Origin of the sequence: Methylibium sp. Root1272 (genome assembly GCF_001425905.1) — a bacterium.
GTDB lineage: Bacteria > Pseudomonadota > Gammaproteobacteria > Burkholderiales > Burkholderiaceae_C > Methylibium.
This window is the reverse complement of sequence record NZ_LMDY01000015.1, coordinates 241,789-268,351: the sequence shown is the minus strand read 5'-3', so window position 1 is coordinate 268,351 and position 26,563 is coordinate 241,789. Positions and strand designations below refer to the sequence as shown.

Sequence of the window (26,563 nt, the reverse complement as noted above, 5' to 3'; positions counted from 1 at the left end):
GCTGACCGGGCGCCGTCGTCGCCGGCGCTACAGTCGGGGCACTTCCCGACTTCCGCGCGTGCCGGTGGTTGCTGTGACCTCACGGCTGCCGGCAAGCCCCCTGTCGTTTGCCCGCCTCCGCTCTTGCCCTCGTCCTGACCGCCGCGCTGCTGCATGCGCTGTGGAACCTCGTTGCCAAGCGCGCAGGCGGTGACCAGCGCTTCGTGCTGCTGACGGCGCTGATGGTCGCGGTATTGTGGGCCCCGGTCGGTTTGTGGGTGGCCTGGGAAGAGTTGCCGCACTGGGGCCTGCTGGCCTGGGCAGCGGTGCTGGCCAGCGGCCTGATGCACCTGGCCTACTTCACGATCCTGCTGCGCGGCTACAGGGCGTCGGACCTCACGGTCGTCTATCCGGTGGCGCGCGGTACCGGGCCGCTGCTGTCGGCGCTGGGTGCCGTGCTGCTGCTCGGCGAGTCGCTGTCGGCGCTCGGTGCGGCCGGTGTCCTGGCGGTGACGGTTGGCATCGTGCTGATCGCCGGCGGGCCGCGCCTGCTGAAGGCACTGAGCGGCCGGCAGGGCGACGGGGACATGGCGTCGCAGCGCGTGCGCGCCGGCCTCGGCTGGGGGGCAGCGACCGGCGCGACGATCGCCGCCTACACCCTGATCGACGGCGCGGCGGTGAAGCTGCTGGCGGTCTCGCCGATCCTGGTGGACTACTTCGGCAACCTGCTGCGCATCCCGTTCATGCTGCCGTTGCTGCGCGACCGCACGGCGTTGATGTCCGCCTGGCGCGCGCAGTGGCGCCACGCGCTGGTGGTGGCGGTGTTCAGCCCGGCCGCCTACGTGATGGTGCTGTACGCGATGCAGCTCGCACCGCTGTCGCATGTGGCGCCGGCCCGCGAGGTGTCGATGCTGTTCGCGGCGCTGCTGGGGGGGCGCTTGCTGGGCGAGGGCGAACTCGGCTGGCGGCTGGTCGGCGCGGCGTTCATCGCTGCCGGTGTCGCCGGCCTTGCGCTGGGTTGATGCGACCATCTGCGAGAGTTGGTTCGGTGCACCAAGGCTTGAGTACGGCGAGTGGCGTGCAAGACAATGGGCACGCAACCTAGCTCTGTCCGCCAGCCCAAAGCGATCGTGACGCCCATGAATCATTCGACTTCCGTGGTTTCGGCTCTTGCGTGCCTGGTACTTGCCGGATCGGCGACATGGAGCTCGGCGGCGGAAACGGCGCGCCCCGCAGCTCCTGCGGCGGAGCGCAGCGTGCCGATCGCCGAGTCGGACATCTTTGCGGAGATCGACGCGAACAAGCCTTTCCGGCAGATCCGGGGCGGCAACGCAGGCCTGGAGTGCGCCGGAGCGAAGGACATCAGCGTCGGATCTCTGGACGACACCAGCGGCTTTTCCGGTTCTGCGCAGCCCGCGGGCATGCGTTTTGGAAAAGTGGCGGATCCGCAAGATGCTTCGAAGAAGGTGCTGATGTTCGCGCCATCGACGAGCGACAGCCTGGCAGGTGCCGGGGCCAAGCGCTGCGAGGTCAGCTGGTGGATCACGCAGCCCGGGGTCGTCAAGCCGTATGTCGACATCTGGCACGCCTTCGGACTGTTGATGCCCGACGGCGGGTACGACTTCCAGGCCGTGATCAGCCAGTACCACCAACTGACGCCGCAGACGGTCAATCCCTGGGCGGCGATCCAGGCCGAGAAGAACGGCCTGGTGCTTTTCGTTCGGTACAACACCACCGTGCCGCCGACGCGCGCCACGAACCAGACGCGCAGTTTCGAATCACACGGCATCCCGACGAAGGCCTGGACCGTGATTGTCACGAAAGTGCGCATCGATCCCAACGAGGGCGGGCGGGGCTACTTCCGAGCCTGGCGCGACGGCGTCCAGTTCGCGGATTACGCCGGTCCGACGGGCTACGCGACGATCGACAAGCATCCGACATGGCAGAAATTCGGGTTCTATCCGTGGGACCACGCCAACTGGTCCAAGCCCGCCACGGCGCGCGTGCTGTTCAAGGCGCCGGTGTTCGTGAGAGATCCGACCGGCTCCAAGTACACCGAGGCCAGTCTGCGCGCCTACGTGCTGGCTCGATAAGAGATGGCCGGGCCCTTCGATGCCAACGCAAGTCAGCGTCCGAACAGCCCCTTGACGACGCTGCCGACGCCTTCGACCACACCTTCCACGCTCAGGCCCACCACGTTGCCCAGCGCCGAGGCGACGCGCGTCGCGAAGTTCTCGTTGAGCGAGAACGCCGGGTCGTCGAGCCGGCCTTCCAGAGTGAAATCGAGTTCGATGCGGTCGTGACGGCTCATGAAGGCCAGCATGGCCTTGCGTGGCAGGCCGGCGAAGTTGCCATCGCCGAGCTCCAGCTGACTCAGCGTCATGTGCCCCGGCGCATGCAGCTGCTGGTGTTTCACGGTGAGCGCCAGATCGAGATCGAGTGCGCCGTGCTTCACGCCGCCTTCGGTCACCCGGTTCATGTAGGGCTGCAGCGCGAGCAGATCGACGCGGCGCAGGCTGAGTTTCAGCGCTGCGTCACGGGTGGCCCCGGTCGCGCTTCCGCGCAACTCGAGCCGGCCTTCCTGGCCCGCCCGCGCGCCGCGGACTCCGGCGGTGATATCGATCTGCGTCGCCGTGTCCAGCGCCGGCAGCGCGAGCGGCCCGATCCGAGCCTGCATGTCCACCAGCCGCAGCGCCAGCGGTGGCCGGCTCACCGAAGCGTCGTAGAACGCGATCTCGGTCCCGTGCAATTGCACGTCGCCGATCCGCACCGCGGGCAGGCTGCCGCCGCGGCGTTCAGCACCGGCCTTTTCGCGTCGACCCAGCAGCGCGGGCAGCACCTGCAGCTGGCCGTCGCGGCCGCGCAGCAGCGAGATGTAGCCGTCCTCGATGCGCACGCTGTGCACCCCGATGCGGCCGCGCAGCGCGGACCACAGGTCCGGCGCCACCACCACGCGGGGCGCCCGCAGCTCGTCGGCGGACGGCCAACCGCTGCCCGGCGCTGCGGCGATGCGCAGACCGAGGATCTCGACTCCGCCCCAGGTGAGACCGATCGATCCCACCTCGCTGCGCGGGCCGAGCGCAGCCACCAGGTGCTGCTGCAGCCGGTGTGCCGCCAGCTGCCAGATCACTGCCAAGGTCGCCAGCGCGATGGCCAGACCGATCACCAGGCCGCGGACCAGGCGGCGCGGGGCAGGGCGGGGCAGAGGCGCGGCAGCAGTCGTCATGCCGGGATTGTCGCGGGCCGGTAGAGTCCCAGCGTCCATGTCAGCCCCCCCATCCTCCGTCGCCGCCGTCGCAACCCTGCCCTTGCTGGGTGTCGACTTCAGCAGCGCGCCCACACGACGCAAGCCCATCGTGCTGGCGCGCGGCCATGCCGACGGCTCCCTGCTGCGTCTCGATGCGATCGAGCTGCTGCCCGATCTTTCGGCGTTCTCGGCCTTGCTGCAGCGGCCCGGTCCCTGGCTGGGGGGCTTCGATCTGCCGTTCGGCCTGCCGCGCGAACTGGTCGTCGCGCAGGGCTGGCCACTGGCCTGGCTGCCCTGGCTGCGCGTCTATGCGGCGCTGCCGCGCAGCGAGATCCGCGAGCGCTTCTCGGCCTTCTGCGCGGCCCGGCCTGCCGGGGCCAAGTTCGCCCACCGTGCGACCGATGGGCCGGCCGGGTCGAGCCCGTCGATGAAGTGGGTCAATCCGCCCGTCGCCTACATGCTGCATGCAGGCGTGCCACGGCTCGTCGATGCAGGCGTGACGCTGGCCGGTCTGCACGCCGGCGATCCGCAGCGTGTGGCGCTCGAGGCCTACCCCGGGCTGCTGGCGCGCGAGCTGATCGGTGCGCGCTCGTACAAGAGCGACGAACGCGCGAAGCAGACACCCGAACGCCTGATCGCCCGCAAGGACCTGGTCGACGCCCTGGAGCAGGGCCGTTCGCGCCTCGGCCTGCGCCTGAAGTTGCGCCATGCGCAGCGCGACGAACTGGTGGCCGACGCGCGCGGCGACCGGCTCGACGCCGTGCTCTGCATGTTGCAGGCCGCGTGGGCCGCGACGCAGTCGAATCACGGCTTGCCGCCGGCGATCGATCCGCTGGAAGGCTGGATCGTCACCGCGCCCTGGAACGCCGATGTCGGGAGCGCAGCATGAAGCTCGGCGCCCTGTTCGGCCGGGCGAACCGGGCGCGGCTCGCGATCTACCTGCTGGCGCTGTGGAAGCTGTTCAAGCACCCGGACACGCCGCGCGCGCCCAAGCTCATCGCCATCCTGGTGATCGCCTACGCGCTGAGCCCGATCGATCTGATCCCTGATTTCATCCCGGTGCTGGGCATGCTCGACGAACTGGTGCTGCTGCCGCTGGGAATCGCACTGGCCGTCAAGCTGACCCCCGACGCGCTGTGGCAGGCCCGGCTGCGCGAGGCCGAGGCCAGTGGCGAGCGCGTGCCGAAGATGCTGTGGGGCGTGTTGCTGATCGCCGCGGTGTGGCTGCTGTGCGGCGGCTTGCTGGCGTGGTGGGCGTGGCGCACCTGGGGCGCTGCATGAAGCGGTGGGGTCTGCAGGCGATGGCGTGGCTGGCCGCCATGGTGGTGTCGGGCCATGCCGTGGCAGCGGAAGAACGCTTCGATGGCGTGGTCACCCGCATCACCGATGGCGACACGGTCTGGGTGCGACCCGACGTGACCGAAGGCCACGGTCGCCGCAAGCCCGTGAAGCTGCGGCTGGTGGGCCTGGACGCGCCCGAACGCTGCCAGCCGCACGGTAGCGCAGCCGGCGCCGCCCTGGCGGAGCGCGTGCAGGACCGCCGCGTCACGGTGCGACGGCGTGCGACCGACATGCACGGCCGTGCCCTCGGGACACTGTGGCTGGGCGAACAGGACGTGGGCGCCTGGCTGGTCGCCGAGGGCCACGCTTGGTCGGCTCGCTACGGCGATAACCCGGGCCCCTATGCCGGTCAGGAGCGGCGTGCCCGCGCTGCGGGGCGCGGCCTGTTCTCCGTGCCGGACCCCGAGCTGCCGCGCGATTTCCGGCGGCGCCACGGGCCGTGCGATTGAGCGCCGGCTGGTACCGCTACTTGCGCATCAGCGTGCTCTTGCCGAACAGCGACTCCACCAGATCCACCGCGAGCACCGCGGTCGCATTGCGCACGTCGAAGGCCGGGTTGAGTTCCATCACGTCGAGCGACGCCAGGCGGCCGGTGTCGGCGATCATCTCCATGCACAGCTGCGCCTCGCGATAGGTCGGGCCGCCATTGACGGTGGTGCCGACGCCGGGCGCGATGGGCGGGTCGAGGAAATCGACGTCGAAGCTCACGTGCAGGTGGGTGTTGGCGTCCAGCGTCGCGAGCGCCAGCTCCATCGTGTGGCGCATGCCCATCTCGTCGATGTAGCGCATGTCGAACACCTCGAGGTCGACCTCGTGCACCAGCCGCCGCTCGCCGGCGTCGACGCTGCGGATGCCGATCTGGCGCACCCACTTCGGGTTGATCGCCGGCACCTGGCCGCCGATCTCGATCAGCGCCTGCGGGCCGCGGCCGCACAGGCACGCGACCGGCATGCCATGCACGTTGCCGGTGGGCGTCAGCACGTTGGTGTTGAAGTCGGCGTGCGCATCGAGCCACAGCACGCGCAGCTTCTTGCCGGCCTCGCGGCAGTGGCGGGCCACCGCGCTGATGCTGCCGATCGCGAGGCAATGGTCGCCGCCCAGCAGGATGGGCAGCCGGCCCCGCTCGAGCTCCGCATGCACCGCCTCGTGCACCGCGGTGTTCCATGCCACGACCTCGGCGAGGTGGCGGTAGCCCTCGGTCGGCGGCAGCCAGGGGTTGCTGGGGCCGTTGAGGTTGCCGCGATCGACGACCTCCAGGCCATGCGCCTCGAGCGTGCTCTGCAGGTTGGCGACGCGCAGCGCCTCCGGTCCCATCGACGCGCCCCGCGCGCCGGCGCCGATGTCGGTGGGGGCACCGATCAGCGAGATCTTCGGGGCGAGGCGGCTGACGTCGGCGCTCATGGACCCTCCGGGTTCAGACGTCCTCGGCGAAGGCGCCGGTCTGGGTGTCGAGGGCGTCGAGCCCGTAGTGGCGCTCGATCACGCCCCAGGCCTCTTCGGCGCTTTCGACGAAATGGAACAGCTTCAGGTCCTCGGAATTGATCATGCCGGTGCCGACCAGCAGGTCGAAATTGATCAGCTTGGTCCAGAACTCGCGCCCGAACAGCAGTACCGGGCGGCGGCGGATCTTGCCGGTCTGCATCAGCGTCAGCGCCTCGAAGGTCTCGTCGAGCGTGCCGAAGCCACCGGGGAAGCACACCAGTGCGATCGCGCGCATCAGGAAGTGCATCTTGCGCAGCGCGAAGTAGTGGAACTGGAAGCACAGCTCCGGTGTGATGTAGTCGTTGGGCGCCTGCTCGTGCGGCAGCACGATGTTGAGGCCGATGCTCGGACCGTTGGTCTCGAAGGCGCCGCGGTTGCCGGCCTCCATGATGCCGGGGCCGCCGCCGGTGACGACGGCGATCGGCTCGTCGAGCAGCTTCGAGGCCGTCGTGACGATGCCGGCGAAGCGCCGCGCTTCCTCGTAGTGATGCGACATCGCGAGCTGCATCTCGGCGCGCTTGAGCGCGTCGGTGTCGCCCAGGGCCTGCGCGGCGGCGACGCGCTGCAGCGCCTCGTCGCGCGGCAGGATGCGCGCGCTGCCGAAAATCACGATGGTCGATTCGATGCGGTGCTCGCGCTGCACCAGTTCGGGCTTGAGCAGCTCGAGCTGCATGCGCACCGGGCGCAGTTCCTCGCGCAGCAGGAACTCCTTGTCGTCGAAGGCCAGGCGGTAGGCGCTTTCGGGGCCGGCATAGCGAGAGGCCGGCGTGACCGCGGCCACGTCTTCCTGGGCCGAGGGGAAATTGCGCGCGCGCAGATCGTGGGTCGTGTCGTCCATGCGCCCAGCTTACCTCGCAGGTCCGCGATGCAGCCCGCACACCGGGCAGTCGGTGCGGCGGGCGAGGCGGATCTCGGTCCATTCCATCGCGCGGCCGTCGAGCATCTGCAGACGCCCCGCCAGCGTCGGCCCGATGCCGGCCAGCAGCTTCAGCGCCTCGGCGGCCTGCATGCTGCCGATGATGCCGACCAGCGGCGCGAACACGCCCATCGTCGAGCAGCGCACCTCCTCGAAGGCGCTGTCCTCGGGGAACAGGCAGGCGTAGCAGGGGCTGGCGTCGTCGCGCACGTCGTAGACCGAGATCTGGCCGTCGAAGCGGATCGCCGCGCCGGCCACCAGCGGCTTGCGGTGCACGGCGCAGGCACGGTTGACCGCGTGGCGCGTCGCGAAGTTGTCGCTGCAGTCGAGTACCACGTCGGCCTCGCGCACCAGCGCGTCGAGCCGCGCGGCATCGGCTCGCTCGGCCAGGGCCCGCACCCGCACCTCGGGGTTGATGGCGGCGATGCTGCGCGCAGCCGATTGCGCCTTCGGCGTGCCGATGCGCGCCATGTCGTGCGCGATCTGGCGCTGCAGGTTGGTCAGGTCCACGGTGTCATGGTCGGCCACGGTGATCGTCCCGACCCCGGCCGTGCCCAGGTAGAGCAGCGCCGGCGAACCCAGACCGCCGGCGCCGATGACCAGCGCATGGGCATCGAGGAGGCGCTGCTGGCCCTCGATGCCGATCTCGTCGAGCAGGATGTGGCGGCTGTAGCGCAGCAGCTGGTCGTCGTTCATGGCGCGAGAATAGCTTCGCAGGCCACCGAGGGGCTGCGGAAAGCGAAGAGCCCGCCGTGGCGGGCTCTTCGCTTGGGAGCCCGAACGGGGCGCTCCGTCAGTTGGTCTTGGTGTCCTCGGGCTTGCGCTCGGTCTGGGTCTTCGAGGCCAGCACCGTCTTGCCCTTCAGGCGGTTCAGCGCCTGCTGCAACGGGAAGTCTTCGGCGCTGCCGAACTCGGGCAGGGGCTTGGGTCCCTTGTCCTTGTCCTTGGCGTTCGCCTCTTCCAGCTTTTTCAGCGCTTCCTCGCGGGCCTTCTCGCGCGCCGGATCCTTGACCTCCGGCCCCTGGCCGCTGGAGATGTGTTTCTCCAGGTCGGCCTCGCGGGTGCGGATGGCGGCGAACACGTTGCCTTCGGCCGTCTCGTCGAGCCACACGTCGGGCACGATGCCGGTGGCCTGGATCGAGCGGCCGCTCGGCGTGTAATAGCGCGCGGTGGTGATCTTCAGCGCCGTGTCGGGCGAGAGCTGGCGCACGGTCTGCACCGAGCCCTTGCCGAAGGTCTGGCTGCCCATCACGGTGGCGCGCTTGTGGTCCTGCAACGCACCGGCGACGATCTCGCTGGCGGACGCCGAGCCTTCGTTCACCAGCACGATCAGAGGCACGTTCTTCAGCCCGTCGGGCAGCTTCTTCAGCGGATCACTGCCGCGGCGCGAGTAGAACTCCGGATTGGCCTTGAAAACGGCCTTCGACTCGGCGATCTGCCCGTTCGTGGACACCACCGTCACGTCCTTCGGCAGGAAGGCGGCGGAGATCGCCACCGACGCCTCGAGCAGGCCGCCCGGGTCGTTGCGCAGGTCGAGCACGAGGCCCTTGAGGTTGGGGTCCTGCTTGTACAGGTCGGTCAGCTTGTTCGCGAAGTCCTCGACGGTGCGATCCTGGAACTGGCTCACACGCAACCATGCGTAGCCGGGCTCGACCATCTTCGAGCGCACGCTCTGCACGCGGATCTCTTCACGCGTGATGGTGACCGGGAAGCTGCGGCTCTCGGCCTTGCGGAATACCGTGAGCACGACCTTGGTGTTGGGCTCGCCGCGCATCTTCTTGACGGCCTGGTCCATCGTCAGGCCCTTGACGAAGCTGTCGTCGATCTTGGTGATCAGGTCGCCGCTCTTCACGCCAGCCCGGAAGGCCGGCGAGCCCTCGATCGGCGAGACGACCTTGACCAGCCCGTCTTCCATGCCGATCTCGATGCCGACGCCGACGAAGCGGCCGCTGGTGCCCTCGCGGAATTCCTTGAAGGTCTTCTTGTCGAAGTACTGCGAGTGCGGGTCGAGGCCGGCGACCATGCCGCCGATCGCGTCGGTGATCAGCTTCTTCTCGTCGACCGGTTCGACGTAGTCGCTCTTCACCATGCCGAAGACCGCGGCGAGCTGCTGCAGTTCCTCCAGCGGCAAGGCGGCCGACGGATTGCGTGCCGTCGCGGTCAATTGCATCGTGGTCAGTGCCCCTGCGACCGCCCCGACGACGATCCAACCAGCCACTTTTGTCTTTGCACCCATGACGTCCGGGTTCCTTTTCGATTGCTGCAGGCCAGTATAGGACTGGCATCCCCAATGTGAGTCTGCGCCAGGCCCCAAAGTTGCGTCGTTTGGAAGGCTTTGCAGGCTTTTACCTACGCTGCCGGACCGGGACGCGGTGCCGGCGCGACGCTGCGCTTAGCTCGTCTGGCGCGGGAAGGTGACCACGTGGTCGACCTCGGCGCGGATGCCGATCCACTCGCCGAGCTGGTGATCGTGATGCGAGGGCACGTGGGCGAGGACCTGTTCGCCGCTGGCCAGTTGCAGCGTGTACAGGAACTCGGAGCCACGGAAGGCCTTGCGTTCGATACGCGCCTTCACCGGCGAGCTGTCGTCGTGGACGATGTCGTCCGCACGCAGCAGCACCTCGCACTCGCCGCCCGGGTAGGCGCCGGGCAGGGGGCATTCCTCGACGTCGTTCAGATCGCCCACGGGGGTGTGCACGCGCGGGCCGTCGGCGCCGTCGACGATGCGGGCCGGCGCGAACACGCCGTGCCCGATGAAGTCGGCCACGAAGCGTGTCGCCGGGCGGTGGTAGAGCTGGTAGGCGCTGTCCCACTGGTCGAGGCGGCCACGGTGCATCACGCCGATCACGTCGCCCAGGGCGAAGGCCTCGAGCTGATCGTGGGTGACGAAGAGCGCCGTCGTGCCGGTCCGCTTGAGGATCGCACGCAGTTCCTGCGCCAGGCGCTCGCGCAGGTCGACGTCGAGGCTGGAAAAGGGTTCGTCCAGCAGCAGCAGCCGCGGGGCGGGCGCCAGGGCCCGGGCCAGGGCGATGCGCTGCTGCTGTCCGCCCGACAACTGGTGCGGCGCGCGCTTCGCGGCGCTGCCCAGGCCCACCAGGTCGAGCAGTTCGGCCACGCGCTGCTCCCGCTGCGCCCTCGGCAGGCCGTGCAGGCCGAACGCCACGTTCTGCGCGACGCTCAGGTGGGGAAACAGGGCGTAGTCCTGGAACACCATGCCGATGCGGCGCTGCTCCGGAGCGAGATGGCGGCCGCTGGCGGCATCGCCCAGCAGTTCGTCACCCAGCGAGATGCTTCCACCTGCCAGCGGCTCCAACCCGGCGACGGCGCGCAACAGCGAGGTCTTGCCGCAGCCCGAGGGGCCGATCAGCACGCCGATCTCGCCCTCGGCCAGGCCGAACGACACGCCGTCGACCGCCGGCCGTTCACCGCCGACCGGGTGCGCCGCCGGGTAGCGGATGGAGACGTCGGCGAGGCGCAACAGCATCCCTCTATGATAGCGAGCTGACTTCAAATGAAATTCGTTCGCATTCCCATCCCCGTCTTGGCGCCGCGCGTTTTTCGCGGCCGTTCCAGGGTTCCCGGCCCGCGGTGTCGTTGTGCTCGCGGCACCGGGCCGGGGCCGGGCTGAGCCATGCGACACCTTGCCGTCGTGCTGTGTGCGCTGCTGGCGCTGCCCTTGCTGGGGGTGTTCGGCGCCTGGCTGTCACCGCAGGCCCAGAGCCTGGAACTGCTGCGTCACCAGGCCGCCACGGTGTTGCCGGGCTACGCGCTGAGTTCGCTGCTGCTGGCCTTGGGCGTGGCGATCGGCGTGGCGCTGCTGGGTGGGGCCACCGCCGCTGCGGTCAGCCTGTTCGACTTTCCGGGGCGGCGCGTCTTCGAGTGGGCGCTGCTGCTGCCGCTCGCAATGCCGGCCTATGTACTGGCCTATGCCAGCACCGATTTCCTGCAGTACAGCGGCCCGCTGCAGACCACGCTGCGGGCGCTGACCGGTGCGCAGGGTCCGCTGTGGCCCGACGTGCGCAGCCTGCCCGGTGCCATCGTGCTGTTCACGCTGGCGCTCTATCCCTACGTCTACCTACTGACCCGTGGCGCACTGATGGAGCGCGGCCTGCATCTGATGGAAGCGGCGCGCCTGCTCGGTGCAGGCCTCGGCCGTCGCGTGCGCGCCGTCGCGCTGCCGTTGGCCCGGCCCGCACTGGCGGCCGGCGTGGCGCTGGCGCTGATGGAGACGCTGGCGGACTACGGGGTTGGCTCCTACTTCGGTCTGACCACCTTCACCACCGGCATCTACAAGGCCTGGCTGGCGATGGACGACCGCATCGCCGCGGCGCAGCTCGCGACGATGCTGCTGGTGGTCGTCGCGCTGCTGTTGTGGGCCGAGCGGCGCGCGCAGAGGAAGCTGCGCTATGCCAGCAGCCGCGGTGGCGCGGCGGCGCGCGAGGGCCGTCCGGTGGTGCTGCACGGCCGGCGCGCCGTGCTGGCCTTCTCGCTCTGCGCGGCACCGGTGCTGCTGGGTTTCGTGCTGCCGGTCGCGGTGCTGCTGCGCGCGGTGTGGCTGGAGGCGCGCCACGGCGAGTTCGGCCTGCCGTGGCTGCGCTTCGCCGGCTGGGCCTGGACCAGCCTGCAGCTCGCGACGATCGCGGCGACCGCGGCGGTGGCGCTGGCGGTGCTGCTCGGCTTCGTGCTGCGCGGCCGTGCCGGCGGCGCCGTGCGGCCGTTGGCGCGGTTGGTGTCGCTGGGCTATGCGGTACCGGGGGCGGTGATCGCGGTCGGCCTGTTGTTGCCGGTGGGCTGGGTGCAAGCGGCGGCGCCGGGCAGCAGTGCCGCCGGCTGGGTGACTGCGGCAGCGACCGGCAGCATCGGCGGCTTGCTCTACGCCTACCTGGTGCGCTTCTCTGCGGTGGCACTGCAGTCGGTGGAGGCGGGCTATGCGCGCATCCCGGCCAGCTTCGACGACACCGCCCGCACGCTCGGGGCGGGCGGCGGGAGGCTGTTCTTCGGCGTGCACGCGCCGCTGCTCACGCGCTCGGCACTGGCGGCCGCGCTGCTGGTGTTCGTCGACGTGATGAAGGAGCTGCCCGCCACGCTGGTGCTGCGGCCCTTCAACAGTGACACGCTGGCCGTGGTGGCGTACCAGTTCGCGCGCGACGAGCGCCTGGCCGAAGCCGCGTTGCCGTCGCTGGCGATCGTGCTCGTCGGCCTGATTCCGGTGCTGCTGCTGTCGCGCGCGATGCGGCTGCGCTGAGCGGCGGCCCGCCGCGGCTGGTGCCTCCGACAGGAATCGAACCTGTATCTGCCGCTTAGGAGGCGGCCGTTCTATCCATTGAACTACGGTGGCGGCGGGCTGGATTGTAGGAGGCCGCAGCGGCCTCAGTTCCAGCGGAAGATCCAGATCAGGTCGACGGCCGGGTCCTCGCCCGACTGGGCACGCAGCGTGAAGCGCTGGGCGATGCGGTAGATCAGTTGCCAGTTGCCGGCGGTGGCGTTCAGTCCGCGCTCGTAGCCCACGTACACCCGGTCGGAGATCTGCTTGCCGACCGTGACCACGGTGTCCTTGACGGCGCCGTCGCTCTGACGCACGGACAACTCGTCGAGTTGCAGCAGGCTCGCCACGTCCAGCGGGTTCTTGCCGTCGGCGCCGTCGCCGGCCAGTAGCGCGAAAGCCGCGCGTTGCAGCAGCAGCACGTCGCCGCCGGCCAGGCTGTCGTAGCTGCGGCCGGTGACCAGCAGCGCGAGCTTCTCGGTGCCGGGCAGCTCGGGGTCGGAGAACAGCCGCACCCGTGGCGACTGCACGTTGCCGCCGACGATGACGCCGACGCGGGTGTCGGTGTTGGCGCGAACCGCCTGGATGTCGAGCCGCGGATTGGCGATGTCGCCGACGAAGGTGATCACGCCGCGCTCGATCGCGAGCTTCTGGCCATAGGCCTCGTAGGTGCCCGCATCGGTGCGGATCTCGCCGTGCGCAGCCAGCCGGCCGCCCGGCGTGGTGAGCCGCAGGTCGCCTTCGAGCCGGGTGTCGAGGCCGCGGCCGCGCAGCTTGAAGCGCGAGCCGAGGTTGACCGCAAGACGCAGGTCGACCGTGCGCGGGGCGCGGGGCGCCGCACTCTCGGCTGCCGCGGGGGCGTCGCCGGCGCGACGCACGGTCACGTCCTCGCCGAGCGTCGGCGCGTCGCTGCGGCTGATGTCGATCAGGCCCTCGTCGGCCCGGAAGTCGCCGTCGACCTTGATCGTCTGGGCGTCGAGCGCCAGGCTGGCCTGACCGCTGGCGACGACGCGCCGGTCGACGCGGCCGAGCACCGTGGCGCGTTCTGCCGTGAGCTGCAGCCGAGCCTGGGGCGCATCGCCCAGGCGTGCGTCGCCACTGGCGCGCAGTTCGCCTTCTCCGGCCTTGAAGCGCAGCATGGTGAGCCGAGCCGTGCCGCCGTCGAAGCGGGCGTCGAGTTCGCCGTCGGACAAGGTCACGCCTTCGAGCGTGTTGCGCAGCGCGAGCTGACGGCCGGTGAGCTGACCCGTCAGGTCGGGCCCGCCGAACCGCCCGCCGACCAGCAGGGTGCCGTCCATCTGTCCGCCCGCGCGCCAGCCGGCCGGCACCCAGGCCCCCCAGGCGCCCAGGTTCTCGACCTGCACCCGCAGTGCGCCTTCGACCGGCGCGTCGGGCGCGGGCCACAGCAGGTCGGGCGCCGTGCGTACGGTCTGCGCGCCGACCACGCGCCCGAGCTGGGCGCCGGCGACGAGCTGGTTGAACTGCCACAGACCGGACTCGGCCGTGAGTTCGAGTCGCGCGTCCGTGAGGCCCAGTGGCTGGATGCTGCCGAACTCGTTGACCTGCAGATCGCCGCCGGTGCGGGCGATCTCGATGTGCGCACTGACCGCCGGATCGCTGCGGACGCGCACTTGTGCGCCGACGCGCAGATCGCCGACCCATCCGAAATCGGGCTGCAGCCGTCGCAGCAGGCGCGCCACTTCGAAGGGCTCGACATCGGCCTGCAGGTCGAGTTGCGGAGGCCGCTCGCCCTGGCGCTGCCAGCGCAGCGTCTGCCAGCGCAGCACCGCGCCCAGCACGTCCACGCTGCCCGGCTCCATCTGCCAGCGCAGCAACTGCTCGCCCTGCTGCAGTTCGAACGCGAGCTCGCGTGCGACAACCAGCGGCAGCGGTGCGACCTGTGCGCGGGCCGCCGTCACGTCGGCGGGCTCGGCGACCGCTGCTGCCGCGGGAGAGGGCACCGACCCCGCGCTCCGTGGAACGGGCAGCAGCGACAGCTCGGGCAGGCGCGCTCGCCAGATGTTCGGCGCGCCGCTCTCTCCGGCCCGCCAGGTGCCGGTCAGTCGGGCCACCAGGCTCAGCGGCGCGGGTTCGACGGCGCCGGCCTCGCTGCCTGGGGTCTGCGGCTGCCGCAACGTGGCGCGCAGGCTGGCGCGGTGCTCGCCGAGCGTGCCGTCGGCCTGCAACGCGGCCGTTGGCAGCGTCAGTCCCGGCATCCGGATCTGGGTGGCGGTGAACTCGCCCTGCAGCGCGGCGCGCGCCAGCGCGCTGCTGACGGCTTCGCTGCCGGGCAGCGTGGCGTCCCAGCGGCCCTGGGCCGCTTCGAGCTGGAGGCTGCCGAACTGCAGGCGCTCAAGCGCCAGGCTGCCGCGCGTGACGAGGGCGCCGCGCGCCGCGTCGCCAAGCAGCCAGGCGCCGATCGCTCCGTCGGCGCGGATTTCCATGCGAGCGCGGCCCGCCAGCGGCCCCAGTCCCAGCGCGTCGGCCAGCGGCGCGAGCTGGGCCAGGGCCGGTGCGTCGAGTTGCATCAGCAGCTGCTCGCCGCCGGCCGCCGGCGCGCTGCCGCCGCGGGCCGGTGCGCGCAGTTTCAACCCGAGTTCGGCACGGTTGTCGGCGGCGCGGGCGCTCGCGGTGGCGTCGAGCTGGCCTTTGCCGTCCGCGTCGGCCTGCAGTTGCAGCGCGAGCGGCTGGCCGGCGAAGGCGCTGTCGCTCAGGTCGGCGCGCAACGTGCCGCGCAGAGCCGCCAGCAGTGCGCCTGCGTCGGCCGCCGCCGGCACCTGCGCGCGCAGGCTGAGCTGGCCGTTGAGCGCATTGCGGCTGCGCCGCCAGGCTGCCGTGGGTTCGCCGGGCAACCAGGCCGCGGGGTCGAAGGCGGCGAGCTTGAGGTCGGCCTCGGTGTCCCAGCGCTCGCCGTTGCGCTGCGCGCGCCCCTTGCCGTCGAGTCGGGCCGCGCCGGCGCGCGCGCTCAGCGTGTCGATGACGGCGAGTGTCGGCGTGGCGCTGCCGCGCAATGCGAGTTGCGCGGTGCCGCGCAGCGGCGCGGGGGCGTTGCGGCGTGCCGGGCCGAGCAGCGCGCCCTCGAGCCGGGCATCGAACGCGAGGCGGCCAAAGACCGTTGCCGCGTCGGACGGTGCGGCTGGCGGCGCGACGTGCTTCAGATCGACCGGCCCGCTCAGCCGCAGCGGCGGGGCACGCTGGTCGAGTCCCTGGAGCAGCACGCCGTCGAACCGGATCTGCGCCTGCGCATCGGGCCCCTCGATGCGGCCGCTGGCCTCGACCTGACCGGCCGGCGTGCGTGCGTCGGACGCCAGCTGCACCCGGGCGCGCTCGATGTCCCACGCCGTGCCGCGGCCCCGCAGCAGCAGGTCGATCTCGCGCACCGGCGCGCGCCGCTGGTCCCAGCGGCCGGGGGCTTCGTTGCGCACCTGCGCCCGCAGCACCAGCGGCTGGTCGGTGTTGAGCTGCAGGACGGCGCTGCCGTTCAGTTCGGTGGTGGGCGCGGACGTGCCTGCGGACAGAAAGGGGGCGAGCAACCGGGCGAGGTCGAGCTGCACGAAGCGCGCATCGAGCTGCGAGACGGGCAGGGGATCGAAGGGCGTGACCTGGGCCTTGGCGTCGAGGCGCTGAGCCTGCATCACCACGGTGGCCTGCGCATCGAAACGGCTCAGCGGACCGGCCGCCTGCAGCGCCAGTGTCACGTCGCGGGCCCAGGGCGGCACTTGCGCCTCGGTGGCGTCGGCGGCGCCATGCAGCGCGAAGCGCGCCTGCAGCGGCAGCGGCGCGGCGGCCTCGATCTGGCCGCCGCCCTCGGCCTGAAGGCCGTTCCAGCGCAGCGAAAGCGCCTCGATGCGGTGGGTGCTGCCGGCTTCGACGCGGGCGCTCAGCGCCTCGATCGGCGCGGCGAGCCCCGGCAGCTGCAGGCGATCGATGCGCAGCGTGTCGATGCGAGCGCTCAGCGGCAGCTGCAGATCGGACGGGGCGCCCGCGGCGGGCGCCGGCGCGGGCGCAGGTGAGAGCTCGACCGTCACGCTGCGCGCGGCCAGCGTGCGGGCCTGCAGGTGAACGAAGGGCGCGGCGAAGCGCCAGTCGACAAGTTGCAGGCCGCTCGACTGCAGGCCGTCGATGCGGACCGTGCTGGATCCGAAGGTCACCGACAGCCGCGCCAGCGAGAACTCGCTCGCCGGCCCCAGCAGCGCGCCGCGTGGGGCTTCGAGCACGAGCCCCGGCACGTGCGTGTCGATCTGCTCGAGCCACCAGCGCGTGCCGGCCTCGGTGTGCAGCGCCTGCCACGCCGAGGCGATGACCGCCGCCGCGGCCAGCGGCAGCGCGAGCACCGCGCCCAGCAGCCAGGGCCAGCGGCGCACAGCACGCGGCGCCGCTGCGGGCGCGCCCGCGCCGCGCGGGGCCGGGGTGTCGGCCATCAGAACGTGACTCCCACGCTGATGTGCAGCCGCACGGCCTCGACCTGCTGGCCATAGGCCAGGTCGATGCGCAGCGGGCCGATCGGGCTGCGCCAGCGTACGCCGACGCCGTAGCCGACGGCCGCGTCGTACTCGCCCCAGGTCAGCGCCGCGTTGCCAGCATCGACGAACACCGCGCCGTACCAGTTGCGCCATTGCGGCGAGCTGTCCGACAGCCGGTGCGCCAGCTCGATGCTGCCGGTGGCCAGCACCGGGCCGCCGACCACGGCGCCGTCGCGCACCGGGCCGAGCGTGCGGTAGCCGTAGCCGCGCACCGAGTCGTCACCGCCGGCACGGAACAGCAGCGAATCCGGAATGCCCAGCGTGTCCTTGCGCAGCACCTGGCCGACCTCGCCGCGCACCTGGCCGAGCCAGCCGCCGATCAGCGGCTGGTACCAGACGGCCTGCAGGTACAAACGCCCGAAGGGCCCGCGATCCTTGTCGCCGTCGTAGGCCACGCCCGCACCGCTTTGCGCGCTGAGGATCACGCCGCGGGTGGGAAACACCAAGTTGTTGACGTCGCGGTGCACCCATTCGTAGTTGGCCAGCAGCGCGCGGTCGGTGGTGCGGGCGGTTGCCGTCTCCACGGTGGTGCGGTTGAACTCGAGGTAGTAGAGGCGGTCGATGCGTTCCGTGTCGCGCGTGCGGCCCACGCGCACGCGCTGGGTCTGCGTGAGCGCGCCGCCGGCGTCCAGGTAGTCCGCCTTCAGGCCCAGCAGGTTTCGGTAGCCCTCGGGTTGCGGGTAGGTGAGCAGGTCGAACGAGGCCTCGCGCTCGTCGCGGCCGACCTTGAGCTTGGTGGTGGCCACGAGGTCGTAGCCGAACACGCGACGGTGCGTGTGCTCGACGCCGACCCGCGGGCCGGTGTTGCTGGAGAAGCCGACGCTGAACGTGGCGTTCTGCAGCTTGTTCTCGCGCAGCTTCGCGTAGACGATCGCGCGGTCGGCGCCCTCCGGGCTCTGGTCGAGCTCGACCGCCACGCCCTCGTAGAGACCGGTCTTCTGCAGGGCCTCCTGGTAGTCCAGCAGCTTCTTCTCGGTGTAATCGGAGCCGATCTGGAACGGCAGCACGTTCAGCGCGGCGTCCTGCGGCGTGCGCTCCAGGCCCTCGACGCGTATCTCGCCGATGCGGTAGAGCGGCCCGCTGTCGACCACCAGGAACAGGCGCACCGTGTTGCTGGTGGCGTCTACCTCGGCGCTGGTGCCCGAGAAGCCCGCCGTTGCGTAGCCGCGCGTGCGCAAGCTGGCGAGCAGCGTGTTCTTGGCGCCGGTCCAGGCCGCCTGGCTGAAGGGCTCGCCTTCCTTCAGCGACCAGCGCGCGCTCAGTCGCTGCCAGCGGGCGCGCAGCGCGGCGTCGCCGGCATTCATTGCATCGGCGTAGGGCCCCTGGACCTCGATCTGCACCCGGCCCACCCGCACCTGCGGACCCGGATCGACGCGCACCCGCACGGTCGGTGGGCCGCCGGCCGGCGCGTCGTCGTCGCGCTTCACGTCGATGCGGGCGTTGAAGTAGCCCTCCGGCTCCAGCAGGCTGCGCGCCTGCTCCGGGGCCGCGGCGATCAGGCGGCCGATCTCGACCGCGGAGATGTCGGGCTGCTCGCGAAACCGCACCAGGTCGAGGTGGCGCACCAGCAGGTCGCGCAGCGGGTTCGGCGCCCGCACCTCCAGGTGATAGACGGCCTGCTTGCCGGCCGTCAGCGTGGTGACGCCGGTGTCGAACAGCGAGGCGCGGGCCGCATCCTCGGTGGCCTTGGCGGCAGTTTCGCTGGCCTGGTCGGCGCGGGCCTCGGCGCGGATCGCCTCGTCGTCCTCGTCGGCCTGTGCCCACGCGGCCTGCAAGGGCAGCAGGGGGCCGCTCCAGGCCACGGCGATCAGCGTCGTCGCGACGGCGCGTTGCAGCGTGGCGGTCAACGGCCGCAGTCCGGTCACTTGCTCAACAGGCGCATCGCACCTTCGAGCCCCTGCAGCGTCAGCGGGAACATGCGCTGCTGCATCAGCTGCTGGACGATCGAGATGCTCTGGCGGTAGCCCCACACGCCCTGCGGTTCCGGATTGATCCAGGCGTACTTGGGGAAGGCGTGGGTCAGGCGCTGCAGCCATTCGGCGCCCGGCTCCTCGTTGTTGTACTCGACGCTGCCGCCCGGCTGCAGGATCTCGTAGGGGCTCATCGTCGCGTCGCCGACGAAGATCAACTTGTAGTCGCGGTTGTACTTGCGGATCACGTCCCAGGTCGAGTGCTTCTCGCTGAAGCGGCGCCGGTTGTGCTTCCACATGAAGTCGTAGACGCAGTTGTGGAAGTAGTAGAACTCCAGGTGCTTGAACTCGGTCTTGGTAGCGCTGAACAGCTCTTCCACCCGGTGGATGTGCTCGTCCATCGTGCCGCCCACGTCCATCAGCAGCAGCACCTTCACCTTGTTGTGGCGCTCGGGCACCATCTTGATGTCCAGCATGCCGGCGTTGGCGGCGGTGCGGTGGATGGTGTCGTCGAGGTCGAGTTCGAGCTCGTTGCCCTCGCGCGCGAAGCGGCGCAGCCGGCGCAGCGCGACCTTGATGTTGCGCGTACCGAGCTCCTTGGTGTCGTCGTAGTCCTGGTAGGCGCGCTGGTCCCACACCTTGACCGCGCTCCTGTTCTTGCCCGAGCCGCCGATGCGGATGCCCTGCGGGTTGTAGCCGGAGTGGCCGAACGGCGAGGTGCCGCCGGTACCGATCCACTTGCTGCCGCCCTCGTGGCGGTCCTTCTGTTCCTCGAAGCGCTTCTTCAGCGTCTTCATCAGCTCGTCCCAGCCCATCTTCTCGATCGCGGCCTTCTGCTCCGGCGTGAGCTCCAGCTCCAGCGTGCGGCGCAGCCAGTCGAGCGGCAGCTCCTGGGTGAAGTCGGCCAGCATCTGAACGCCCTTGAAGTAGGCGGAGAAGGCGCGGTCGAACTTGTCGAAATGGGCCTCGTCCTTGACCAGCGTGGTGCGGGCCAGGAAGTAGAACTGCTCGACCGAGGGCTGGCCCTCGCGTTCGGCCAGGCCGGCCTGCAGCCCCTCGAGCAGCGTGAGGTACTCCTTGATCGAGACGGGCAGCTTCGCGCTGCGCAGCGTGTAGAAGAAGTCGATCAGCATGGCGTCACGGGAGAGCGGGGCGCGGGGTGCGCTGGCCGATGAACGTCGATGGTAGCCCCAGCCATTGCGGCGCGCGCGGCAGCGACCGGTAAGCCCGTGTGAGCGATCGGTCCGGGTTTCAGCGCGGCCGCAGCAACTGCCACTCGAGGTGCGTCTTCACGGTCGGCCATTCCGCCGCGGTGATGCTGTACACCGCCGTGTCGCGCAGCGTGCCGTTGGCGGCGCGCTGGTGGGCGCGCAGCACGCCGTCGAGCTGCGCGCCGAGCCGCTCGATCGCACGCCGGCTCTGGGTGTTGAGCCGGTGGGTGCGGAACTCGACCGCAATGCAGTCCAGCGTCTCGAAGGCATGCGTCAGCAGCAGCAGCTTGCATTCGGTGTTGAGCCCGGTGCGCTGCACGCGCAGCGCGTACCAGGTGGAACCGATCTCGACGCGGCGGTTCACCGCGTCGATGTTCATGTAGGTTGTCATGCCGGCCGGCGTGCCGTCGGCGTCCAGCACCGTGAACGGCAGCATCGAACCGGCCGCGTGCAGCGCCAGCCGACGCGTGATCTCGGGCCCGACGGCTTCGGGTGCCGGGATCGCCGTGTACCAGAGCCGATGCAGTTCTCCTTCCGCGCTGGCCTGGGCCAGCGCGTCGGCATGCGCTGGCGAGAGCGGCACCAGGCTGGCGTTCCGGCCCTCGAGCGTGACCGGCGCGGTAAGGGGCATGGCACTCATGAACGATCCCGCGTGAAGCTTTGCGCCAGCGTGCGCGCCAGCCACTTGCCGAGGCCGCAGCCCAGCACGATGAACACCAGCCCGACCATCTGCGCGCCGCCGTAGCCGGGCGAGCCGACGAAATCGAAGCCCATCAGCCGGCCGAGGCCCCAGCCGGCCAGCGCGCCGAGCACGAAGCCCAGGGCGTCGGCGACGCCGACGAGCAGTTCGCGACGCGTGTCGTTCTGCATGCGTGCCACGCTCAGCGATTGCGCTGCTGCATGAACACCAGCTTCTCGAACAGGCTCACGTCCTGCTCGTTCTTCAGCAGCGCGCCGAGCAGCGGCGGGATCGCGACCTTGTCGTCCTGGCTCTGCAGCGCGTCGAGCGGGATGTCCTCCGCCACCAGCAGCTTGAGCCAGTCGAGCAGTTCGCTGGTGCTGGGCTTCTTCTTCAGGCCCGGCAGGCCGCGCACGTCGTAGAAGCTCTTCAGCGCGGAGGCCAGCAGCTCCTTCTTCAGCGTGGGGAAGTGCACCTCGACGATCTTGCGCATCGTCTCGGCCTCGGGGAACTTGATGTAGTGGAAGAAGCAGCGGCGCAGGAAGGCGTCAGGCAGTTCCTTCTCGTTGTTGGAGGTGATGAACACCAGCGGCCGGTGTCTCGCCTTGACCATCTCGCGCGTCTCGTAGACGTGGAACTCCATGCGGTCGAGCTCGCGCAGCAGGTCGTTCGGAAACTCGATGTCGGCCTTGTCGATCTCGTCGATCAGCAGCGCCACCGGCTGCTCGGCGGTGAAGGCCTGCCACAGCACGCCCTTGACGATGTAGTTGCGGATGTCGCGCACGCGCTCGGCACCGTCGGCCCCCGAGAGCTGGCTGTCGCGCAGGCGGCTCACCGCGTCGTACTCGTACAGACCCTGTTGGGCCTTGGTGGTGCTCTTGATGTGCCATTGCAGCAGCGGCAGCTTCAGCGCGGCGGCCACCTCTTCGGCCAGCATCGTCTTGCCGGTGCCGGGCTCACCCTTGATCAGCAGCGGACGCTGCAGCGTGATCGCGGCGTTGACCGCCAGCATCAGGTCGGGCGTGGCGACGTACTGGTTGGAACCTGCATATTTCATGGCGCGGAGAGTCGGCTGAGGATGGCCAATTCAGTATAGGGGGCCCGTATACTCCGCCGCTGAACTCAACCCACCGCCGGACCATGAAGACACTGTTCCCCGCGATGATCGCGCTGCTTGCGATGACATTTGCCGCCACGACGCAAGCGCAAGACAAGGCCGGCGATGCCGCGGCCGGCCAGAAGAAGAACGCCATGTGCATCGGCTGCCACGGCATCGTCGGCTACCAGGCGAGCTTCCCGGAAATCTACAAGGTGCCGATGATCGCGGGCCAGAACGCGAAGTACATCGTGGCCGCACTGAACGCCTACAAGAAGGGCGACCGCAAGCACCCGACGATGCGCAGCATCGCCGACTCTCTGAGCGAGCAGGACATGGCCGACCTGGCCGCCTACTACGAAGCCGAGGGCGGAGCGCGTGCCGAGCTGCCGGCCGAGCCCGCGAAGCTTCCGGATCCGGCGGTCGCGGCCCTGCTGACCAAGGGCAGCTGTGCGGCCTGCCACGGCGCGAACTTCAGCAAGCCGATCGACGGCACCTACCCCAAGCTGGCAGGCCAGCACGCCGACTACCTGTATGTCGCGCTGAAGGCGTATGCGACCCAGGGCAACCCCAACGTCGGTCGCAGCCACGCGATCATGGGCGCCCAGGTCAAGGCGTTCAGCCATGCCGAGCTCAAGGGCCTGTCGAACTACATGGCCGCGCTCCCGACCGACCTCAAGACGGTGCCGCAGTCGAAGTTCAAGTAAGCCGCAGCCACCCTGCGCCGGCAAGCAGCCGCCCGACCGTCAGGTCCGGCGGCTTTTTTCACGCCCGGCGCGCTCGCGGGTGCGTCGGCCGTCCGGTTTCAGTTTGTCCGGCCGCTGTCGATATGACGCCATGACCACGTTCGACGGAGAAGCGGCGTGTTGAAAAGAATCGCGGTGGACCAGTTGCGCCCCGGCATGTACCTGCACGAGCTGTGCGGCTCATGGATGGAGCATCCGTTCTGGCGTTCGAAGTTCGTGCTGCGCGATCCGGCCGACATCGCGAAGATCCGCGACAGCGGGATCAGCGAGGTTTGGATCAACGTCGAGATCGGCATGGACGTCGACGGTGGCATCAGCGAGTCCGAGGTGCGCGAGGAGATCGAGCGCGAACTCGAGGCGGCGGCCACGGCGCCCAGTCCGCTGATCGAGCTGCCGCGCTCGCAGGACGAGGAGCTCGCGCAGGCCCGCAAGGTGATCGGCCGTTCGCGCGAAGCCGTGCAGTCGATGTTCGCCGAGGCCCGGCTGGGCCGCGCGATGGACGTCGAGCAGGGGCGGCAGCTCGTCGAGGAGATCGCCAGCTCGGTGATGAGCAGCCCCGGCACCCTGGTGAGCCTGGCGCGCCTCAAGACCTCCGACACCTACACCTACCTGCACTCCGTGGCCGTGTGTGCCCTGATGGTGTCGCTGGGTCGCCAACTGGGCTTGCGCGAGTCGCAGGTCCGAGAGGCGGGCCTGGCCGGTCTGATGCACGACCTGGGCAAGGCGGTGATGCCGAGCCCGGTGCTGAACAAGCCCGGGCGCCTGACCGACGAAGAATTCGCGATCATCCGCACCCACCCCGAGCGGGGCCATGCGCTGCTGCTCGAGGGAGGCAACGCGCCGCCGGACGTGCTCGACGTCTGCCTGCACCACCACGAGAAGGTCGACGGCAGCGGCTACCCGCACCGGCTGGCCGGCGACCAGATCTCGTTGATCGCCAAGATGGGCGCGGTGTGCGACGTCTACGACGCCATCACTTCGAACCGACCCTACAAGACCGGTTGGGATCCCGGCGAGTCGCTGCGTCAGATGGCGCAGTGGAAAGGCCATTTCGACCCGTTGGTGTTCCAGGCTTTCGTCAAGACGGTCGGCATCTACCCGGTCGGCTCGCTGGTGCGCCTGCAGACCGGGCGGCTGGCGGTGGTGATCCAGCAGAACCCGGCCTCGCTGCTGACGCCCAAGGTCAAGGTGTTCTTCAGCATCAAGTCCAACCAGCGCATCCTGCCGGAGGAGATCGACCTGGGCGGGCCATGGTGCCAGGACAAGGTGATCGCCTGCGAGCCGCCGGACAAGTGGCCGTTCAAGGACATCGACCGGCTCTGGGCCGGGGAGGCCGCCCGCCCCTGAGGGAATAGCGTGGCCTGTCTACACTGCGCGCTCCCCCGCTCGCGCGCAGAAGAACCGCCATGCCGACCCTCCTTCGATTCGCATCGGCGCTGCTGCTGGCCGCGCTGGCTTCGGCCGGCTCGGCACAGACGCTGCGCTGGGCCAGCCAGGGCGATGTCCAGACCCTGGACCCGCACTCCCAGAACGAGTCGCTGACCAACCAGATCAACGGCCAGGTCTACGAATCGCTGGTCAACCGCGACCGGCAGCTCGCCATCGAGCCGGTGCTCGCCACCGAGTGGCAGCAGCCTTCACCGACCGTGTGGCGGCTGAAGCTGCGTCCTCAGGTCCGCTTCCACGACGGCAGCCCGTTCACCGCCGATGACGTGGTGTTCTCGGTGCTGCGGGCGCGCGATCCGGCGTCGGCGATCCGCGTCTACGCCGGCGCGCTGGGCGAGCCGAAGACACTCGATGCGCTGACGGTGGAGTTCCGGCTGGCGCAGGTGAACCCGATCTTCCTGCAGCACCTCAGCACGGTGCAGATCATGAGCCGCGCCTGGAGCGAGAAGCACGGAGCCGCTCGGCCGCTGGACTTCAAGAACAAGCAGGAAGGCCATGCATCGCTGAACTCCAACGGCACCGGCCCGTTCATGCTGGTCTCGCGCCAGCCGGACGTGAAGACGGTCTACAAGCGCAACCCGGCCTGGTGGGGCCGCTTCGCGGGCAACCTGCAGCAGGTGGTCTACACGCCCGTGAAGAGCGATGCGACGCGCTCCGCGGCGCTGATCTCGGGCGAGCTCGACTTCGTGCTCGACCCGGCGCCGCAGGACATCGCCCGGCTGCGCAACACGGCCGGCGTGCAGGTTGTCGACGGGCCGGAGAACCGCGTCCTGTTCATCGGCATGGACCAGGCGCGCGACAAGCTGCTGTACGGCCAGGTGCCCGGCGACCGCAACCCGTTCAAGGACTTGAGGGTGCGCAAGGCGCTCTACCAGGCCATCGACATCGAGACGATCAAGACGAAGCTGATGCGGGGGCAAGCCTTGCCCACCGGCGGTATCACACCGTCGCCGCTGGGCGCCTACAACGATGCGGCGCTGGAGAAGCGCCTGCCCTTCGACCTGGCGGCGGCCCGGCAGCTGATGCAGGCGGCCGGCTACCCCGACGGCTTCGAGGTCACGCTGGACTGCCCGAACAACCGCTACATCAACGACGAGGAGATCTGCCTCGCGCTGGCGGCGATGTGGGCCCAACTCAAGGTGAAGGTGCGGGTCAACGCGATGCCGCGCAGCACCTACTTTGCAAAGCTCGAGAAGCTGGACACCTCGATGTACCTGCTGGGCTGGGGCGGCTCGATCACCGATGCCGAGACGACGCTGACGCCGGTGCTGCGCAGCCGTATCCCGGGCGATTCGGGCGGTGTGGGGAGCTGGAACTTCGGCGGCGTCAAGGACGCGAAGCTCGACGAGCTGGCTGCCGCCTCCAGCAGCGAGCCCGACGCGAAGAAGCGCGAAGCGCTGGTCAAGGCGGCGCTGGCGCGCCACAACGAGCTGGTGCTGCACCTGCCGCTGCACCGCCAGATCGTGCCCTGGGCGGCGCGCAGCAACGTGACGGTGGTCCACCGCGCCGACAACTGGCTCGAGTGGTCGTGGATCAGCGTCAAGTGACGCAGCGCCGGCGGCCCCGGCCGCCGGCGTCAGCGCGTCGCGCGGCGGCGCACGCAGTCGATGTAGGCCTCGCCGTCCGGCGGCAGACCGCTGCGCTGCGAGGCCCAGATCATCTCGCCCAGGCACTCCATCATCTCGTGCTGGGCCTCGTGGGCCGAGCCGCGGCGGGCCGCGAGCAGCTCGAAGGCCTGCTTGATCCCGCGCGGCTGATCGACGCCCACCTGCTCGGTGATCGACAGGTGCATCGACAGGTGCAGGAAAGGGTTGGTGCGGCCGTCCTCGACGCTGTAGCTGGCCGCTACCGCGGCATCGGCATCGGCCAGGTCGGCGTGGTACTCGGGGTGCTGCTCGATCCAGTCGGCAGCCATCGCCTCGATCGGCGCCAGCACTTCGGCGGCCTGGTGCTTGCGCCGGACTTCGCAGAAGAAGCGGCGGACGTCGTGCTGGGAGGGCGTGAACATCGCCCGATTGTCGCGCTGGCGCGGCCGGCACCGGGGCGCGTGGGAACTCAGTCGATGCGCCAGGCCGGCAGCTGCCAGTTGCGCCAGAGCACCAGCGCGCGCAGCAGCACGGTGAGCAGGGTCCCGGCGATCAGTGCGGCCGTCTCGCTGCCGTCGAGGCTGCGCACGGCCACCACCACCCAGCCGCCGGCGAAGGCGCACACGGCGTACGGGCGGTGGTCGCTGAAGGCCGCCGGGATCTCGTTGCACACGATGTCCCGCAGCACGCCGCCGAAGACCGCGGTGACGACGCCCATCAGCACCGATACCAGCGCCGGCAGCGGCGTGGCCAGCGCGATCAGCGTGCCACTGGCGGCGAACAGCCCGAGCCCCAGCGCATCGGGCCAGACGATCGCGCGTTCTGTTGGCTGGAAGTGGCGGCTGCGCATGAACAGCATCGCGATCACCGCCAGCGCCACGATGGCCCAGATGTACTGCGCATGCTGCACCCAGAAGAACGGCCGGCGGTCCAGCAGCACGTCGCGCAGGGTGCCACCGCCGAACGCTGTGAGCCCGGCGACCACCACGACACCGACCGCGTCGAGTCGCTTGCGCGCGGCCTCCATCAGGCCCGACAGCGCGAAGGCCAGCATGGCGGCCCACTCGGCCACGAGCAGGGCGGTCGCGAGGTTCAGCGGGTGGGCGGGCATCGGAGCGGGTGCAATGGCCGGAGCCGG

The 26,563-nt window shown here is 70.2% G+C and carries 23 protein-coding genes and 1 tRNA gene; 9 read left to right on the top strand and 15 right to left on the bottom strand.

Going from position 1 to position 26,563, the window contains the following annotated elements; all coding sequences use genetic code 11:
- The first annotated feature begins 107 nt into the window (after positions 1–107).
- Both ASC67_RS15490 and ASC67_RS15485 read left to right on the top strand, forming a co-directional pair.
- Positions 108–1,001 (top strand): hypothetical protein, encoded by an 894-nt coding sequence (locus tag ASC67_RS15490; protein WP_056323066.1) that lies wholly within the window; start codon positions 108–110, stop codon positions 999–1,001.
- Between the two features lie 117 nt (positions 1,002–1,118).
- A complete protein-coding gene (locus tag ASC67_RS15485; protein ID WP_162245637.1) occupies positions 1,119–2,072 on the top strand; it encodes a heparin lyase I family protein in 954 nt (317 codons plus the stop codon).
- A gap of 32 nt (positions 2,073–2,104) precedes the next feature.
- Here ASC67_RS15485 and ASC67_RS15480 read toward each other — a convergent pair whose 3' ends face one another.
- Positions 2,105–3,205 (bottom strand): DUF748 domain-containing protein, encoded by a 1,101-nt coding sequence (locus ASC67_RS15480; protein ID WP_056323058.1) that lies wholly within the window; start codon positions 3,203–3,205, stop codon positions 2,105–2,107.
- Positions 3,206–3,242: 37 nt separating this feature from the next.
- Here ASC67_RS15480 and ASC67_RS15475 point away from each other — a divergent pair, with 37 nt between their 5' ends.
- The 3 genes from ASC67_RS15475 to ASC67_RS15465 are packed head-to-tail and all read left to right on the top strand — an operon-like array spanning position 3,243 to position 5,016.
- A complete protein-coding gene (locus ASC67_RS15475) occupies positions 3,243–4,115 on the top strand; it encodes a DUF429 domain-containing protein (protein ID WP_056323056.1) in 873 nt (290 codons plus the stop codon).
- Positions 4,112–4,507 (top strand): YkvA family protein, encoded by a 396-nt coding sequence (locus ASC67_RS15470; RefSeq protein ID WP_056323052.1) that lies wholly within the window; start codon positions 4,112–4,114, stop codon positions 4,505–4,507. Before ASC67_RS15475 ends, ASC67_RS15470 begins: the two co-directional genes overlap by 4 nt.
- Positions 4,504–5,016, top strand: coding sequence for a thermonuclease family protein (locus ASC67_RS15465; protein ID WP_056323212.1), 513 nt, complete (start codon positions 4,504–4,506; stop codon positions 5,014–5,016). The genes ASC67_RS15470 and ASC67_RS15465 overlap by 4 nt, the downstream gene beginning before the upstream one ends.
- A gap of 16 nt (positions 5,017–5,032) precedes the next feature.
- Here ASC67_RS15465 and rocF read toward each other — a convergent pair whose 3' ends face one another.
- From rocF to ASC67_RS15440, 5 genes are all read right to left on the bottom strand, one after another.
- Positions 5,033–5,968: an arginase gene (gene rocF, locus ASC67_RS15460; RefSeq protein ID WP_056323048.1), complete on the bottom strand. Its 936-nt coding sequence runs from the start codon at positions 5,966–5,968 to the stop codon at positions 5,033–5,035.
- A 13-nt stretch (positions 5,969–5,981) separates the two neighbouring features.
- Positions 5,982–6,887, bottom strand: a complete 906-nt coding sequence (locus ASC67_RS15455; protein ID WP_056323043.1) for an LOG family protein — start codon at positions 6,885–6,887, stop codon at positions 5,982–5,984.
- A 9-nt stretch (positions 6,888–6,896) separates the two neighbouring features.
- The gene (locus tag ASC67_RS15450) at positions 6,897–7,661 is read right to left on the bottom strand and encodes a HesA/MoeB/ThiF family protein (RefSeq protein ID WP_056323040.1); all 765 of its coding nucleotides are present in this window, start codon (positions 7,659–7,661) and stop codon (positions 6,897–6,899) included.
- A gap of 97 nt (positions 7,662–7,758) precedes the next feature.
- Positions 7,759–9,201, bottom strand: coding sequence for a S41 family peptidase (locus tag ASC67_RS15445; RefSeq protein WP_056323036.1), 1,443 nt, complete (start codon positions 9,199–9,201; stop codon positions 7,759–7,761).
- 156 nt (positions 9,202–9,357) lie between these two features.
- The gene (locus ASC67_RS15440; RefSeq protein WP_056323031.1) at positions 9,358–10,449 is read right to left on the bottom strand and encodes an ABC transporter ATP-binding protein; all 1,092 of its coding nucleotides are present in this window, start codon (positions 10,447–10,449) and stop codon (positions 9,358–9,360) included.
- A 147-nt stretch (positions 10,450–10,596) separates the two neighbouring features.
- On the opposite strand from ASC67_RS15440, the gene ASC67_RS15435 reads away from it, so the two are divergent.
- Positions 10,597–12,210 (top strand): iron ABC transporter permease, encoded by a 1,614-nt coding sequence (locus tag ASC67_RS15435; RefSeq protein ID WP_056323028.1) that lies wholly within the window; start codon positions 10,597–10,599, stop codon positions 12,208–12,210.
- Between the two features lie 18 nt (positions 12,211–12,228).
- On the opposite strand, the gene ASC67_RS15430 is transcribed toward ASC67_RS15435, so the two are convergent.
- The 7 genes from ASC67_RS15430 to ASC67_RS15400 form a co-directional block, all read right to left on the bottom strand.
- Positions 12,229–12,303: transfer RNA gene (locus ASC67_RS15430), tRNA-Arg, on the bottom strand.
- Between the two features lie 32 nt (positions 12,304–12,335).
- Positions 12,336–16,649, bottom strand: coding sequence for a translocation/assembly module TamB domain-containing protein (locus tag ASC67_RS15425; protein WP_056323024.1), 4,314 nt, complete (start codon positions 16,647–16,649; stop codon positions 12,336–12,338).
- Positions 16,649–18,598, bottom strand: coding sequence for an autotransporter assembly complex family protein (locus ASC67_RS15420; RefSeq protein ID WP_156466789.1), 1,950 nt, complete (start codon positions 18,596–18,598; stop codon positions 16,649–16,651). Before ASC67_RS15420 ends, ASC67_RS15425 begins: the two co-directional genes overlap by 1 nt.
- Before the next feature lie 14 nt (positions 18,599–18,612).
- Positions 18,613–19,794, bottom strand: a complete 1,182-nt coding sequence (locus tag ASC67_RS15415) for a VWA domain-containing protein (RefSeq protein ID WP_056323016.1) — start codon at positions 19,792–19,794, stop codon at positions 18,613–18,615.
- A gap of 118 nt (positions 19,795–19,912) precedes the next feature.
- Entirely contained in the window at positions 19,913–20,512 is a 600-nt protein-coding gene (locus ASC67_RS15410; protein ID WP_200946954.1) for a GNAT family N-acetyltransferase, read from the bottom strand.
- Positions 20,509–20,742: a hypothetical protein gene (locus ASC67_RS15405; protein ID WP_056323008.1), complete on the bottom strand. Its 234-nt coding sequence runs from the start codon at positions 20,740–20,742 to the stop codon at positions 20,509–20,511. The genes ASC67_RS15410 and ASC67_RS15405 overlap by 4 nt, the downstream gene beginning before the upstream one ends.
- A gap of 11 nt (positions 20,743–20,753) precedes the next feature.
- Entirely contained in the window at positions 20,754–21,608 is an 855-nt protein-coding gene (locus ASC67_RS15400; RefSeq protein ID WP_056323005.1) for a MoxR family ATPase, read from the bottom strand.
- Positions 21,609–21,691: 83 nt separating this feature from the next.
- Between ASC67_RS15400 and ASC67_RS15395 the strand changes: the two genes are divergently transcribed.
- The 3 genes from ASC67_RS15395 to ASC67_RS15385 all read left to right on the top strand — a co-directional run bounded on the left by ASC67_RS15395 (position 21,692) and on the right by ASC67_RS15385 (position 25,386).
- Entirely contained in the window at positions 21,692–22,354 is a 663-nt protein-coding gene (locus ASC67_RS15395; protein ID WP_056323001.1) for a cytochrome c, read from the top strand.
- 156 nt (positions 22,355–22,510) lie between these two features.
- Positions 22,511–23,740, top strand: coding sequence for an HD-GYP domain-containing protein (locus tag ASC67_RS15390; RefSeq protein ID WP_056322997.1), 1,230 nt, complete (start codon positions 22,511–22,513; stop codon positions 23,738–23,740).
- Between the two features lie 59 nt (positions 23,741–23,799).
- A complete protein-coding gene (locus ASC67_RS15385) occupies positions 23,800–25,386 on the top strand; it encodes an ABC transporter substrate-binding protein (RefSeq protein ID WP_056322992.1) in 1,587 nt (528 codons plus the stop codon).
- A gap of 29 nt (positions 25,387–25,415) precedes the next feature.
- Here ASC67_RS15385 and ASC67_RS15380 read toward each other — a convergent pair whose 3' ends face one another.
- Both ASC67_RS15380 and ASC67_RS15375 read right to left on the bottom strand, forming a co-directional pair.
- Entirely contained in the window at positions 25,416–25,847 is a 432-nt protein-coding gene (locus tag ASC67_RS15380) for a DUF1841 family protein (protein ID WP_056322989.1), read from the bottom strand.
- A gap of 47 nt (positions 25,848–25,894) precedes the next feature.
- Positions 25,895–26,536: a trimeric intracellular cation channel family protein gene (locus tag ASC67_RS15375; protein ID WP_056322984.1), complete on the bottom strand. Its 642-nt coding sequence runs from the start codon at positions 26,534–26,536 to the stop codon at positions 25,895–25,897.
- Positions 26,537–26,563 lie beyond the last annotated feature (27 nt).

Bases quoted from the DNA above. Each gene is read 5' to 3' on its own strand.
- ASC67_RS15395 (WP_056323001.1), top strand. From the start codon at position 21,692: ATGAAGACACTGTTCCCCGCGATGATCGCGCTGCTTGCGATGACATTT.
- ASC67_RS15375 (WP_056322984.1), bottom strand. From the start codon at position 26,536: ATGCCCGCCCACCCGCTGAACCTCGCGACCGCCCTGCTCGTGGCCGAG.
- ASC67_RS15410 (WP_200946954.1), bottom strand. From the start codon at position 20,512: ATGAGTGCCATGCCCCTTACCGCGCCGGTCACGCTCGAGGGCCGGAAC.
- ASC67_RS15465 (WP_056323212.1), top strand. From the start codon at position 4,504: ATGAAGCGGTGGGGTCTGCAGGCGATGGCGTGGCTGGCCGCCATGGTG.
- ASC67_RS15475 (WP_056323056.1), top strand. From the start codon at position 3,243: ATGTCAGCCCCCCCATCCTCCGTCGCCGCCGTCGCAACCCTGCCCTTG.
- ASC67_RS15440 (WP_056323031.1), bottom strand. From the start codon at position 10,449: ATGCTGTTGCGCCTCGCCGACGTCTCCATCCGCTACCCGGCGGCGCAC.
- ASC67_RS15385 (WP_056322992.1), top strand. From the start codon at position 23,800: ATGCCGACCCTCCTTCGATTCGCATCGGCGCTGCTGCTGGCCGCGCTG.
- ASC67_RS15400 (WP_056323005.1), bottom strand. From the start codon at position 21,608: ATGAAATATGCAGGTTCCAACCAGTACGTCGCCACGCCCGACCTGATG.
- ASC67_RS15415 (WP_056323016.1), bottom strand. From the start codon at position 19,794: ATGCTGATCGACTTCTTCTACACGCTGCGCAGCGCGAAGCTGCCCGTC.
- ASC67_RS15445 (WP_056323036.1), bottom strand. From the start codon at position 9,201: ATGGGTGCAAAGACAAAAGTGGCTGGTTGGATCGTCGTCGGGGCGGTC.
- ASC67_RS15380 (WP_056322989.1), bottom strand. From the start codon at position 25,847: ATGTTCACGCCCTCCCAGCACGACGTCCGCCGCTTCTTCTGCGAAGTC.
- ASC67_RS15455 (WP_056323043.1), bottom strand. From the start codon at position 6,887: ATGGACGACACGACCCACGATCTGCGCGCGCGCAATTTCCCCTCGGCC.
- ASC67_RS15470 (WP_056323052.1), top strand. From the start codon at position 4,112: ATGAAGCTCGGCGCCCTGTTCGGCCGGGCGAACCGGGCGCGGCTCGCG.
- rocF (WP_056323048.1), bottom strand. From the start codon at position 5,968: ATGAGCGCCGACGTCAGCCGCCTCGCCCCGAAGATCTCGCTGATCGGT.
- ASC67_RS15480 (WP_056323058.1), bottom strand. From the start codon at position 3,205: ATGACGACTGCTGCCGCGCCTCTGCCCCGCCCTGCCCCGCGCCGCCTG.
- ASC67_RS15425 (WP_056323024.1), bottom strand. From the start codon at position 16,649: ATGGCCGACACCCCGGCCCCGCGCGGCGCGGGCGCGCCCGCAGCGGCG.
- ASC67_RS15405 (WP_056323008.1), bottom strand. From the start codon at position 20,742: ATGCAGAACGACACGCGTCGCGAACTGCTCGTCGGCGTCGCCGACGCC.
- ASC67_RS15450 (WP_056323040.1), bottom strand. From the start codon at position 7,661: ATGAACGACGACCAGCTGCTGCGCTACAGCCGCCACATCCTGCTCGAC.
- ASC67_RS15485 (WP_162245637.1), top strand. From the start codon at position 1,119: ATGAATCATTCGACTTCCGTGGTTTCGGCTCTTGCGTGCCTGGTACTT.
- ASC67_RS15435 (WP_056323028.1), top strand. From the start codon at position 10,597: ATGCGACACCTTGCCGTCGTGCTGTGTGCGCTGCTGGCGCTGCCCTTG.